The organism is Klebsiella sp. MBT K-1, from assembly GCF_002556465.1.
Taxonomy (GTDB): Bacteria; Pseudomonadota; Gammaproteobacteria; order Enterobacterales; family Enterobacteriaceae; genus Klebsiella; species Klebsiella grimontii.
Window position 1 is genome coordinate 409,010 of the sequence record NZ_PDEL01000002.1, and the last position, 12,160, is coordinate 421,169.

Annotated in this window: 11 protein-coding genes; 8 read left to right on the forward strand and 3 right to left on the reverse strand. The window is 58.9% G+C overall.

Going from position 1 to position 12,160, the window contains the following annotated elements:
- Positions 1-43: 43 nt before the first annotated feature.
- The 7 genes from adhP (at position 44) to CMQ96_RS04455 (ending at position 8,551) form a co-directional block, all read left to right on the forward strand.
- Positions 44-1,054 carry an alcohol dehydrogenase AdhP gene (adhP, locus tag CMQ96_RS04425; RefSeq protein ID WP_098066053.1) on the forward strand — a complete coding sequence of 337 codons (1,011 nt, stop codon included), beginning with the start codon at positions 44-46 and terminating at the stop codon, positions 1,052-1,054.
- Positions 1,055-1,437: 383 nt separating this feature from the next.
- Complete coding sequence (locus CMQ96_RS04430) at positions 1,438-3,060, forward strand: TIGR04028 family ABC transporter substrate-binding protein (protein WP_098066056.1); 1,623 nt, start codon at positions 1,438-1,440, stop codon at positions 3,058-3,060.
- Positions 3,061-3,070: 10 nt separating this feature from the next.
- Positions 3,071-4,015, forward strand: a complete 945-nt coding sequence (locus CMQ96_RS04435; protein WP_024358222.1) for an ABC transporter permease — start codon at positions 3,071-3,073, stop codon at positions 4,013-4,015.
- The gene (locus CMQ96_RS04440; RefSeq protein ID WP_049090366.1) at positions 4,012-4,863 is read left to right on the forward strand and encodes an ABC transporter permease; all 852 of its coding nucleotides are present in this window, start codon (positions 4,012-4,014) and stop codon (positions 4,861-4,863) included. The genes CMQ96_RS04435 and CMQ96_RS04440 overlap by 4 nt, the downstream gene beginning before the upstream one ends.
- A complete protein-coding gene (locus CMQ96_RS04445; protein WP_049100062.1) occupies positions 4,860-6,464 on the forward strand; it encodes an ABC transporter ATP-binding protein in 1,605 nt (534 codons plus the stop codon). Before CMQ96_RS04440 ends, CMQ96_RS04445 begins: the two co-directional genes overlap by 4 nt.
- Positions 6,461-7,450: a putative FMN-dependent luciferase-like monooxygenase gene (locus CMQ96_RS04450; protein ID WP_049090364.1), complete on the forward strand. Its 990-nt coding sequence runs from the start codon at positions 6,461-6,463 to the stop codon at positions 7,448-7,450. Before CMQ96_RS04445 ends, CMQ96_RS04450 begins: the two co-directional genes overlap by 4 nt.
- 9 nt (positions 7,451-7,459) lie before the next feature.
- Positions 7,460-8,551, forward strand: a complete 1,092-nt coding sequence (locus CMQ96_RS04455) for an alkylhydroperoxidase domain protein (protein WP_024358226.1) — start codon at positions 7,460-7,462, stop codon at positions 8,549-8,551.
- Positions 8,552-8,556: 5 nt separating this feature from the next.
- On the opposite strand, the gene araJ is transcribed toward CMQ96_RS04455, so the two are convergent.
- Positions 8,557-9,708, reverse strand: a complete 1,152-nt coding sequence (gene araJ / locus CMQ96_RS04460) for an MFS transporter AraJ (RefSeq protein WP_098066059.1) — start codon at positions 9,706-9,708, stop codon at positions 8,557-8,559.
- A gap of 544 nt (positions 9,709-10,252) precedes the next feature.
- On the opposite strand from araJ, the gene CMQ96_RS04470 reads away from it, so the two are divergent.
- Entirely contained in the window at positions 10,253-10,576 is a 324-nt protein-coding gene (locus CMQ96_RS04470; protein ID WP_049086865.1) for a CcdB family protein, read from the forward strand.
- A gap of 41 nt (positions 10,577-10,617) precedes the next feature.
- Here CMQ96_RS04470 and fdnI read toward each other — a convergent pair whose 3' ends face one another.
- Both fdnI and fdxH read right to left on the reverse strand, forming a co-directional pair.
- Complete coding sequence (gene fdnI / locus CMQ96_RS04475; RefSeq protein ID WP_024358230.1) at positions 10,618-11,274, reverse strand: formate dehydrogenase-N subunit gamma; 657 nt, start codon at positions 11,272-11,274, stop codon at positions 10,618-10,620.
- Positions 11,267-12,151: a formate dehydrogenase subunit beta gene (gene fdxH / locus CMQ96_RS04480; RefSeq protein WP_024358231.1), complete on the reverse strand. Its 885-nt coding sequence runs from the start codon at positions 12,149-12,151 to the stop codon at positions 11,267-11,269. Before fdxH ends, fdnI begins: the two co-directional genes overlap by 8 nt.
- Positions 12,152-12,160: the final 9 nt, after the last annotated feature.

The following is a 12,160-nucleotide window of genomic DNA, read 5'->3' on the forward strand; positions in this document are numbered from 1 at the left end:
ACAAAACTGTGTTAATACGCTTATGTTCAATAAGGAGAACAGAATGAAAGCTGCTGTCGTCACGCAAGATCATCAGGTCAATGTTACGGAAAAAACGCTTCGTCCACTGCAATATGGCGAAGCCCTATTAAAAATGGATTGCTGCGGCGTATGCCACACCGACCTGCACGTTAAGAACGGCGATTTTGGCGATAAAACCGGGGTCATTCTGGGCCATGAAGGCGTGGGCGTCGTACAGCAGGTCGGCCCCGGCGTGCATTCTCTGAAACCGGGCGATCGCGCCAGCGTCGCATGGTTCTTCGAAGGCTGCGGGCATTGTGAATATTGTAACAGCGGCAATGAAACGCTGTGTCGCTCGGTGAAAAACGCCGGCTATACCGTCGATGGCGGTATGGCGGAAGAGTGCATCGTCATGGCCGATTATGCGGTCAAAGTGCCGGACGGGCTGGATTCAGCGGCGGCCAGCAGCATCACCTGCGCGGGCGTGACGACCTATAAAGCGGTAAAAGTCTCCCATATCAAACCCGGCCAGTGGATCGCCATCTATGGCCTCGGCGGCCTCGGCAACCTGGCGCTGCAGTACGCCAAAAACGTGTTTAACGCCAAAGTGATCGCCCTTGACGTTAACGATGAACAGCTGAAGCTGGCCGCGGAAATGGGCGCGGACCTGACCATCAACTCACGCAGCGAAGACGCGGCCAAAATCATTCACGAGAAAACCGGCGGCGCGCATGCCGCAGTGGTCACCGCCGTCGCCAAAGCGGCGTTCAACTCAGCGGTAGACGCGGTTCGCGCCGGTGGACGCGTGGTGGCGGTAGGCTTGCCCCCGGAAGCAATGAGCCTGGACATTCCGCGTCTGGTCCTCGACGGTATCGAAGTGGTCGGTTCACTGGTCGGCACCCGTCAGGATCTGACCGAAGCCTTCCAGTTCGCCGCGGAAGGTAAAGTCGAACCAAAAGTCACCCTGCGCCCGCTGGGCGATATCAACGCGATCTTTAAAGAGATGGAACAGGGGCAGATTCGCGGCCGTATGGTCATTGATTTCCGCCGCTAATCGTCGGACCTCTCCCCGCAGCGGGAGAGGTTTATTTCCCCTTTACACGCGCGGCCCCGTCGCGCAACCGTACATCATCACCAGCGGAAATAGCGGTACCAGCGGAATCAGAGCGATCGTCCCTAGCGTGCTAATATCTCTCCGTCATTAAATTATCCAGCTTGAGAGTTAGCTGAAACACATGCGAATACCAGCCCCCAAGAATCGAACCGGCTAACGGACGAAATCTGTCACCCTGAATGGCAACAAAGATATCCCCGGCCCGGCATCAAATGTGGCGGGTATAAATGCTTTTTATGCAAATGCTTAGCGCAAATCCTCACTTCCTTTGTTAAAACGCGCGCCCGATGATGACCAAACAATAGATAACAAAGGAATTCACCATGCACACCCGTTTTCGCCTGCCCGCGCTGGCGGCACTTTTTTTAAGCGGCGCCTTTTCCGCGTGGGCCGCCGATGCGCCGGTTAAAGGCGGCACGTTAATTTATCTGGAGCAGCAGCCGCATACTAATCTTTATCCACCGGCCGGCGGGTTCTATCCCAACGGCGGGATTCTGAATCAAATAACCGATAAGTTAACCTGGCAAAATCCCGAAACTCTACAAGTCGAACCCTGGATTGCCGAAAGCTGGAGCGTTAACGCCGATAAAACAGAATATATCTTTAAGATTCGCCCTGGCGTCACCTTCTCGGATGGAACCCCGCTTGACGCCAATGCGGTTGCCAAAAACTTTGATACCTACGGGCTTGGGAATAAAGCGCGCCGCCTGCCCGTTTCCGAGGTGATTAATAATTACGATCGCAGCGAAGTCATCGATCCGCTGACGGTAAAATTCTACTTTAAAAAGCCCTCGCCGGGATTTCTGCAGGGCACCGCGACCATCGGCTCCGGGCTGGTTTCCCTCAGCACCCTGGCGCGTAATTTTGAAGAGCTGGGCGACGCCCGCCATATTATTGGTTCCGGCCCTTTTACGGTTAAAGATGAAAAACCGGGGCGTGAACTCACGCTGGTCGCGCGTAAAGATTATCAATGGGGGCCAAAAAGCCTCGCCCAGCAGGGACCGGCCAATCTCGACGGCATAACCTATATCGTCACCCCGGAGGATGGCGTGCGTATTGGCGCGCTGCTGGCGGGCCAAGCCGATTTTATCCGCCAGGTGCAGGCCTACGATGAAAAGCAGGCCACCGATGCAGGCTTTAAAATCTATGCTGCTCCGACGCGCGGCGTCAACGACAGCCTCAGCTTCCGCCCCGATAACCCGCTGGTTGCCGACCTGCGCGTCCGCCAGGCGCTACTGCACGCCACCGACGCGAAACAGGTGGTCGAAACCCTGTTCTCCGCCAACTATCCGCAGGCCACCTCCGTCGTCGCCAGTAGCGCGGCCGGATACGTTAACCTCAGCGACAGGCTGGCTTTCGACCCGGCCAAAGCGAAACAGCTGCTGGATGAGGCGGGCTGGAAACCGGCCGCCGACGGTATACGGGTCAAAGATGGCCAGCGGCTGGCGTTAACCGTCTATGAATCCCTGCCCCAGCCGCAAAACAAAGAGGTGCTCCAGCTTATCGCCCAGCAGTGGCGTCAGGTCGGCGTTGCGCTGGCGGTCAAAGCCGGTGATGCCGGTAGCCGTACGCTGGATAGCCTCGACCCGTTAAAAACGCCGCTCACCGTGTCGGAAGTGGGCCGCGCCGACCCGGATGTGGTTAAGAGCATGTTCTTCCCCACTAACCGCGACGCGCTGCTGCAAAAAGGCGGCTCCAGCGACAAAGTGCAAAGCTTCCGCGACGATAAGCTCAACGCGCTGCTGACCGCGATTTCAGCCGAAGTCGAACCGCAAAAACGCCTCCAGCTGACCGGCGACGCCCAGCGCTATCTGCTGGATAACGCCTACGTAATCCCGATTTTTGAAGAACCGCAGGTCTTTGCCGGCGCCCCGTGGGTTAAGGGCGTTAGTTTTGAAGCGGTTGGCCGCCCGTCGTTCTACGGCGCGTGGCTGGAAAAGCACTAAGGAGTCTGCGATGAGCCACTATCTTCTGCGGCGCTCCGGCCAGGGACTACTGGTGCTGTGGGCAGCGTTTACTCTCTCCTTCGCGCTATTGCAGGTGCTCCCCGGCGATGCGGTACTGATCAAGTTTCAGAACCCGGATCTGGGACTGAGCCCCGAGCAGATCGCCGAAATGCGCCTCGCCTACGGGGCCGATAGCCCGCTGTGGAAGCAGTATTTCCACACGCTATGGGCCATGCTGCGGGGCGATTTTGGCTATTCGCTGCAGGCCGGGCTGCCGGTCAGCGCGCTTATCGCCAGCAACCTGCCGGAGACATTAAGCCTGGCGCTGCCCGCCTTTGCGCTGGCGGTGGCGCTGGCGTTCACCCTCGCCCTCGCCTCACGGCTACCGGGTCTGCGCTGGCTGAGCAACGCGCTGCAATCGCTGCCGGTGCTGTTTATCTCGCTGCCAACGTTCTGGCTCGGTATCGCCCTGATTCAGCTGTTCTCCTTTCAGCTGCGCTGGATCCCGGTGATCAACCCGGGACCGGTTGAGGGCTTGATTTTGCCCATTATTGCCGTCGCGGTGCCGATTTCCGCCCCGCTGGCGCAAATCCTGATGCGCAGTCTGGATCAGGTCGCCGCGCAGCCGTTTGTCGCCGTTGCCCGCGCCAAAGGCCTGAGCGAAACCGGCGTTCTGTGGCGGCACGTTACCGGCAACGCCCTGCTGCCGGTGCTCAATATTGCCGGTCTGCTGCTGGGGGAACTGATCGCCGGAGCGCTGATTACCGAAACCGTGTTTGGTCGCGGCGGTCTGGGACTGCTGACGCAGCAGGCCGTCAATAATCAGGATATCGCGGTACTGCAGGCGGTGGTGATGATCTCCGCCCTCGGTTTCGTACTGATTAACCTGCTGGTTGACCTGCTGATGCCGCTGTTCGACCCGCGCCTGAAAACCGTTATCGGAGGTGCCGTATGAGCCTGGTGGATTACGCAATCGCCGCGCGCCGCCGCAGGGTAAACTGGCGTACGCTACGCGTTCAGCCCGGCCTGCTGCTGGCATGGACGGTAACGATCGTTGCCGCGCTGATGGCGATCGCCCCGCAGCTGTTTACCGCGTATAACCCGCTGGAGGGCCTTCCCGGCGCCCAGCGGCTGGCGCCGCAGGCCGGCCACTGGCTGGGTACCGACCAGCTGGGTCGCGATCTGTGGAGCCGCATTGTTTACGGCGCCGTACATTCCCTCTCCGCCGCACTGGCGGCGGTGGCGATCGGCCTGTTCATCGGTACCGCGCTGGGCACCCTGGCCGGTGCGCTGGCGGGACGCGTGGAGTCGGCGATCATGCGGCTGGTTGACGTGCTGCTGGCGATCCCCTCTTTATTGTTGTCGCTGACGGTCATCATCCTGCTCGGTTTCGGCACCCTTAACGCCGCCGTCGCGGTCGGCGTCGCGGCAATAGCCAGCTTTGCCCGCCTGGCGCGAGCGGAAGTGGTTCGCGTGCGCCACAGCGACTTCGTCGAAGCGGCGTACGGCAGCGGCGGCACCTTTTTCGCCGTTTTCTGGCGGCATATTCTGCCCAATTCACTCACCGCGGTACTGGCTTTTGCCACCCTCCAGTTCGGCCAGGCCATTCTGGCGCTCTCAACCCTGAGTTTTCTCGGCTACGGCACGCCGCCGCCGGTTCCAGAGTGGGGGCTGCTGATCGCCGAGGGCCGTAACTATCTCTCCACCGCCTGGTGGCTCACCACCCTTCCCGGCCTTGCGGTGATCGCGGTGGTGCTCGCCGCCAACCGCATCAGCCGTCAATTTAGCGGAGAACGCCCATGAATGTTTTGACCGTCGAGAATCTGCGCATCAGCTATCGTTCGCAGCGCGAATGGCGCGAAGTGGTGCACGACGTCAGTTTTGCGGTAAAACGCGGCGAAATGCTGGCGTTCGTCGGCGAATCCGGTTCGGGTAAAACCACCACCGCGCAGGCGATTATCGGCCTGCTGGCGGATAACGCGCGCCGTGACAGCGGGCGCATCTCGATTAACGGCGAAGAGATCAGCGGCTGGTCCGCCAAACGCCTCGACGGCCTTCGCGGCGCGCGGATTAGTCTGGTGCCTCAGGATCCGGGCAACTCCCTGAATCCGGTAAAAACTATCGGCGCGCAGGTGGGCGAAATCCTGCGCCTGCATCAGCAAAGCAGCGCCGCAGAGCGTAAAGCGCAGGTGCTGGCGCTGCTGGCGAAGGTTGGGCTGAGCCACCCGGAACAGCGCATCGATCAATATCCCCACCAGCTTTCAGGCGGTATGAAGCAGCGGGTGCTGATCGCTATCGCCATCGCCCTGAAACCCGACTTAATCATTGCCGATGAGCCCACCAGCGCCCTCGACGTGACGGTACAAAAACGGATCCTCGACCTGCTGGATACGCTGCGCCGGGAGTCCGGCACGGCGGTGCTGTTCGTGACCCACGATCTGGCGCTGGCGGCGGAACGCGCCGACCGACTGCTGGTCTTTCGCCACGGTGAAATTCAGGAACAGGGCGCGACCGGCGATGTGGTGCGCACGCCGCAGCACGCCTATACCCGCCAACTGCTCAGCGATCTCCAGGGTTCGACGCTGACCATTGCCCCGGCCAGCGGGCGCGTGCTGGCGACCCCGGCGATCCGCGTAGAGGGCATCAGCAAACGTTTTTCGCTCGGCCGCGCGCATTTACAGGCGCTGGACGCCGTGAGCTTCGAGGTGAAACGGGGCAGCACCCACGCGCTGGTCGGCGAGTCCGGCTCCGGCAAAACCACCCTTGCGCGGATCCTGCTGGGATTCGAAAAGGCCGATGTTGGCCATATCGCTATTGACGGTATCGATGCCGGGCATCTCAGCCGCGAGGCGCTCCGCCAGCTGCGGCGTAAAATCCAGTTCGTCTACCAGAACCCCTTTGCGTCCCTGGATCCGCGGCAAACGCTGTTTGAGATTATCGAAGAGCCGTTAAAAAACTTTGACCGCCTCAACGCCGAGACAAGACGCCAGCGCGTGGAAACGGTCGCTGCCCGCGTGGCGCTCGCGCCGGAGCTGCTGTCGCGAACCGCCCGCGAGCTATCCGGCGGCCAGCGGCAGCGGGTGGCCATCGCCCGCGCCCTCATCCTTGAGCCAACGATCCTGGTGCTGGATGAAGCGACCTCAGCGCTGGACGTCACGGTGCAGGCGCAAATTCTCGCCCTGCTGCAGCAGCTTCAGCAGCAGCTCGGGCTGAGCTATCTGTTTATCACTCACGATTTGGCGACGGTGCGCCGTATCGCCCACAGCGTGACGGTGCTGCGGGCGGGCCAGGTGGTTGAACACGGCGACGTCAGCCGGCTGTTCAGCGCCCCGCAGCATGACTATACCCGCGAGCTTATCGCCGCGATTCCCCACTTTTCATCCCCGAGCAAGGAGGTTGCATGACGCGTAAACGACTGGGCTTTTTCACCCGCCTGCTGGACCACGCCACGCCCAAAGAGCGCTATCGGCTGGCCACCGAGCAAATTCGCCACGCCGAACGCCTGGGGTTCGACAGCGCGTGGATTGCGCAGCACCATTTTCATGAGCACGAAGGCGGCCTGCCGTCGCCGCTGGTTTTTCTCGCCCATGCGGCAGCGCACACCGAACGCATTCGTCTGGGAACCGCCATTATCACCCTGCCGATGGAAAACCCGCTACGGGTGGCGGAGGATGCGGCGGTGCTGGATCTGCTCGCCGATGGACGGCTGGAGGTAGGCTTCGGCTCCGGCGGCACCCCCACCTCGTTTTTACCCTTCGGCCTGACGATCGACCAGCGCAGCGCGGTATTCGCCGAGCATCTGCATCTGATTCAAAGCGCCTGGCGCGGGGATTCGCTCGCCCATCCGGATAATCATCTTTACCCTCAGGCGCCGCAGCTGGCGGAACGTATCTGGATTGCCACATTTTCCGTCGACGGCGCGGTCCGCGCCGCGCAGGCCGGACATGGACTGATGCTCTCGCGCACTCAGCCGCGTCCGGCCGGACAACCGACGCTGCCGCTAGACGCGATTCAGAATCCGATTATCGACGCCTATCTCGCCGCGCTGCCCGCGGGCGTCGAGCCAAGGATCCTCGCCTCGCGTACCGCCTTCGTCGCCGACAGCCAGGAGTACGCGCTACAGGTCGCCGAACCCGGTTTACGCCGGCAGGCAGCCCAGCATCGCGCCGCCGGCCATGAAATTATTGGTGACACTGTCACCGAATTTCTACCGCAGCTTGACGCTCACGTCGGCGACCCCGCGCACGTCGCCGCCTCGCTGGCGCGCGATAGCGTGCTGCGGCGGGTGACCGATATTTCGTTTCAGGTGCACTCCGTTGAACCATCGCACCGGGACACGCTGCGTTCCCTTGAGCTGATCGCTCAGCACATTGCCCCTCAGTTACGATAAGGAGTCACCATGACGCTAAGTCAGGATATATTGGCCGAACTGGCAGAGATCGCCCCCGATTCCGCTTTAGCCGCGGCGCGCGCCGTGCGCGAGGCCGCCACCCGCCACGCGCAGGGAAGCTATGAAACGCTGTTTGGTCAGCAGGATAACGACTTTCCGCTCGATGAGCGTTTTGCCGTTGCCGCCAGGGTGGCTAAGCTGCATGACAGCGATGCGCTGGCGGCCCACTATGCCGGTTTTGGTATTGCCGACCCCACATCCCCGCGGCTGGCCCCGGCGCTGGCCTTTGCCCGACTGTTAACCTTTACGCCTGTGGAGGCTACACCATCGCCGCTGGAGGCCTTAATCCGCGCCGGATGGACCCTGCGCGGCATTGTCACCCTCGCCCAGCTTATCGCCTTTGTCAGCTTCCAGAGTCGGCTGGTCACCGGGCTGCGCCTGCTTAACGGCAAAAGCATTACTGTCGCACAAACCCCGGTCGCGGCCGGATTCTGGCATACCTCGCCGCAAACCCTCAGCGGTAAGCGCGCGCCGGTGCGCTTTACCCGCGACGAACTGCACTGGGAGCCCTGGCTGGCGGCTAAACCGCTGGCGGAATTCTCCCCCGATGAGCAGGCGCTGCTGACGAAGTTCGGCCACAGCGATTCCCCCTATTTCCGCCTGCTGGCGCGTAACCAGCCGATACTGGAGCAGCGTACGTTAACCGACAAAGGCATTTTTTATACTCCCGGCGGCCTGCCCCGCGCCGAACGCGAGCTGGCGGCGACGGTAGCGAGCAAAGTTAACGGCTGTATTTATTGCGCATCGGTGCATGCGCGTAAGGCCGCGCAGCTGGCGAAGGATGAAACGGCGGTAGAGACGCTGCTGGCGGTGACGCCCGGAGAGAACCTGAGCGACGGGCAGACGCCGGGCTGGCAGGCGCAAATCGATTTCGCCGCCGCGATTTCCGTTACCCCGCCCGCCCTGGCCGCCGGCCACCTTGCCGCAGTCGAACAGCAGGGCCTGGATACGCTCGCTCAGCTGGATTTACTGCAATCGGCAGCGTTCTTCGCCTGGGCCAACCGTTTAATGTTAACCCTCGGCGAACCCTGGCAGGAGTAAATGAATCAGGCCAGACGCTGCTGATAGCGGGCATAAATCAGCAGCGAACTGAGGGCAAGAAACGAGAGCAGCGCGGCCGGTAAGGTAACGGAACGCCAGCCAAAATCGGCCGTAATCATCATTCCGCCAAACAGCGCGCCGATGGCGCTACCGAGATTAAAGGCGATCTGGCCGCCCGCCGCGCCCAGCATCTCGCCGCCTTTGGCGTTTTGCAGCAGCAGAATTTGCAGCGGCGCCGACAGGGCGAACAGCGCCGCGCAGCAAATAAACGCCAGGGTTAATGAGGCGGCTTTATGCTCAGCCAGCAGAAAAATCAATAATAAGGTCACCACAATAACGCCATCGGTAACGGCGGCAATACGCAGCGGGCTGTAGCGAACGGAAACTTTACCGCTAAAGAGATTTCCGAGAACCATTCCGAGGCCCACCAGCATCATAATGAATATCATGGCGCTCTCACCGAAACCGGAGACGTTAATCATAAACGGCTTAATATAGCTGAACCACGCGAATACGCCGGCATTGCCGAACATCGTGGCGGCAAAAACTAACCACGGCGCGGGCGATTTTAAAAAATGAAACTGCGAGCGCAGGCGCGCCGTGGATTTATCAAACAGCGTGGGCATCCACCAGGCGATGGAGACCAGCACCGCGATATCAAATACCGCAATCGCCAGAAAAGTATAGCGCCAGCTAAACTGATGGCCGAGCCAGGTCCCGGCGGGCACCCCCAGCAAATTGGCGACCGTCATCCCGGCGATCATCCCCGCCACCGCCGCCGTCACCTTTCCTGGCGGGGCGATTTTTGACAGGATAATCGCCCCCACGCCAAAGAATGCGCCGTGCGGGAAGCCGGAGATCAGACGGCCCAGCGCCAGCATCGAATAGCTGGAAGATAAAGTGAAGATGGCATTGCCGATAACGCACAGCGCCACGAGAAACAGCATAACCGACTTTAACGAAAAGCGGCTGGAGAACAGCGCCATCACCGGCGCGCCGATCACCACGCCAAACGCATAATATGAGATCATATTGCCTGCGGCGGGAATCGATATCCCGACATCATGAGCGATTTCAGGTAATACGCCCATAATGCCAAATTCCGCCATCCCGAGACCAAAGGTGCCAAGCGCTAACGAAAAAATAGTCTTTTTCATACAACTAATCACTTGTTATAAAATAAACCGACGGCATTATTGTGCATTATCCAGCGGCAAACCAGATAAAAACGCCGGGTGACATTTTTATCCATATAACGGCGCGGTTATTTCATAAGCTTATTCGCAGATTGGAAAAAACGAATAAAGCCATTTCGCGCCCCGCCGCTGCCCAGTAGCCAGCAACGGCATAGCGATAACAATTCACAACCGCGGTTCCATTAAAATTTCATCATTTCATGCCGTTGCTTTTCAATGGAACCCGTCTCGCAAATGCGACTTAACCAGGGCAATCGGTATTGTTTTTTAAAGTAGTAGACTGATAATGGCGACATTAACCACACGGAGGCAGGATAATGAAAGAATACACAGCGGAAGATAGCTTCCAGTCGGCGGCATCAACGAGTAAAAAGTGCCATTTATCCTCGATACCCACAGCTAAAAGTCAGTCAATGCATCCCCGTAACGAATTGTTCCGGTTAATGAATGAATTCGTCGACGAGCATGGGTCTATCACCGATGATGAATACTTCAGGGTGCTCTGATGCTTAAGCAATTCGACGTTTATCGGAACCCTTCTTCGCAAACGAAGAACTCTCTACCCTATTTTATGATTGTGCAAAATGATTTTTATGCAGACCTACCCACCAGGGTAATTATTCCCCTGATGCGTAATGCTCATCTGCCACTATGGCAGCATCCTTTAGTTCCTGAGGTCAATATTGAATTTGAAACGTTTATGCTTTGTTCGCCGATGATGACGAACCTTAACAATAAGCTGATCAAGCGCGAAGATTTTATCGGTAGCTTAAAAAGCGCCAGAGGCGAAGTGATTTCCGCCATTGACGCCCTTATCACCAATACCTGACCCGCTCCGGGTTTAACCGGAGCGGGTTTACGACGCAGAACTTATTTCAGTCCTTCGCAGCTCTCTTTCTTCGCTTCCTGACGCTCCACCTCGCGATACCAGCGCGGATGATGCTTCTTCGCCCAGCGGCGACTCACCTTCCCCTCAACCATTCCCTTAATCGATCCTTTAACCCAGAACGCCATATACATATGAATAAGAATCGCGTGAATAAGAATAATCGCCGAGGTCGCGTGAATCAGCAGGCTATAGCGAATCACCTGAATCGGAAAATAGTGGGCAAACCAGGGTCGCCAGATGATCACCCCGGTCACCAGCAGCACAAAAATCATGCTCATAATGGTCCAGAACATCATTTTCTGCCCGGCGTTATATTTCCCTACCCGCGCCACTTTATGCTCGTTGCCTTTCAGCACCTCAATAATCCCCTTGAGCCAGGGAATATCCTGCCTGTCAGGAATATTGTGGTGGACAAAGCGTACAAACATAAACATCAGGGCCACGAAAATCAGCACGCCGAAGAACGGATGCAGAATACGCCCCATCTGCGGCGTACCGAAGGTTTCGGTCAGCCACTGCAGCGTCGGGAAGAAAAACGAGATCCCCGAGAGCGCCACCAGGAAGAAGCTGATGACGACCGTCCAGTGACAGGCGCGGTCAATAAACTTCGTGCGCACAATCATTTTCGATTTACTCATCGTGATCCTCCTCATCGTCATCCGCTTCTTTGTTCGGCCCAATCCCAATGTAGTGATAAATCAGCCCGGCAAAGGTGGCGATAAACCCGACCGCCGAGAGCGGCTTCAGCGCCCCTTTCCACAGGTTGATCGCGGTATCGATCTGCGGTTCTTTCGCCAGGTTATGGTATAGCTCCGGTTGGTCGGCATGATGCAGCACGTACATCACGTGCGTGCCGCCGACGCCCGGCGGGTTATACACCCCGGCATGGGAATAGCCGCGCTTCTTCAGTTTTTCCACCCGCTCGTTGGCCACCTCCAGCATCTCTTGCTTGCTGCCGAAATGAATCGCGCCGGTTGGGCAGGTTTTCACGCAGGCCGGCTCCTGGCCGACGCTGACCCGGTCAACGCACAGGGTGCACTTATAAACCCGGTTATCCTCTTTATTGAGGCGCGGGACGTTAAAGGGGCACCCGGCGATGCAGTAGCCGCAGCCGATGCAGTTCTCCTGCTGAAAATCGACGATGCCGTTGGCGTACTGAATAATCGCCCCGGCGGACGGGCACGCTTTCAGGCAGCCCGGGTCCTCGCAGTGCATACAGCCGTCTTTGCGTATCAGCCACTCCAGCTTGCCGTTCTGTTCGGTTTCGCTAAAACGCATTACCGTCCAGGATTTGGCGCTCAGATCGGCGGGATTGTCGTACACGCCGACGCAGTGCCCCACGTCATCGCGAATATCGTTCCACTCGGAACAGGCCACCTGGCAGGCTTTACAGCCCACGCAGGAGGAGACATCAATCAGCTTTGCCACTTCCGCCTTAAAATCCCGCGCGCGCGGCGCGGGAGTTATCGGGTTGGTGGCGGAGCGTTTAATGATGTCCTGGGTTTCCATCGCCATTGAATCGCT

What these genes read in the sequence shown, in the direction of transcription:
- CMQ96_RS04455 (WP_024358226.1), top strand. Translation starts at nt 7,460, where the DNA reads ATGACGCTAAGTCAGGATATATTGGCCGAACTGGCAGAGATCGCCCCC.
- CMQ96_RS04440 (WP_049090366.1), top strand. Translation starts at nt 4,012, where the DNA reads ATGAGCCTGGTGGATTACGCAATCGCCGCGCGCCGCCGCAGGGTAAAC.
- CMQ96_RS04435 (WP_024358222.1), top strand. Translation starts at nt 3,071, where the DNA reads ATGAGCCACTATCTTCTGCGGCGCTCCGGCCAGGGACTACTGGTGCTG.
- araJ (WP_098066059.1), bottom strand. Translation starts at nt 9,708, where the DNA reads ATGAAAAAGACTATTTTTTCGTTAGCGCTTGGCACCTTTGGTCTCGGG.
- CMQ96_RS04430 (WP_098066056.1), top strand. Translation starts at nt 1,438, where the DNA reads ATGCACACCCGTTTTCGCCTGCCCGCGCTGGCGGCACTTTTTTTAAGC.
- fdnI (WP_024358230.1), bottom strand. Translation starts at nt 11,274, where the DNA reads ATGAGTAAATCGAAAATGATTGTGCGCACGAAGTTTATTGACCGCGCC.
- CMQ96_RS04470 (WP_049086865.1), top strand. Translation starts at nt 10,253, where the DNA reads ATGCTTAAGCAATTCGACGTTTATCGGAACCCTTCTTCGCAAACGAAG.
- CMQ96_RS04450 (WP_049090364.1), top strand. Translation starts at nt 6,461, where the DNA reads ATGACGCGTAAACGACTGGGCTTTTTCACCCGCCTGCTGGACCACGCC.
- adhP (WP_098066053.1), top strand. Translation starts at nt 44, where the DNA reads ATGAAAGCTGCTGTCGTCACGCAAGATCATCAGGTCAATGTTACGGAA.
- CMQ96_RS04445 (WP_049100062.1), top strand. Translation starts at nt 4,860, where the DNA reads ATGAATGTTTTGACCGTCGAGAATCTGCGCATCAGCTATCGTTCGCAG.
- fdxH (WP_024358231.1), bottom strand. Translation starts at nt 12,151, where the DNA reads ATGGCGATGGAAACCCAGGACATCATTAAACGCTCCGCCACCAACCCG.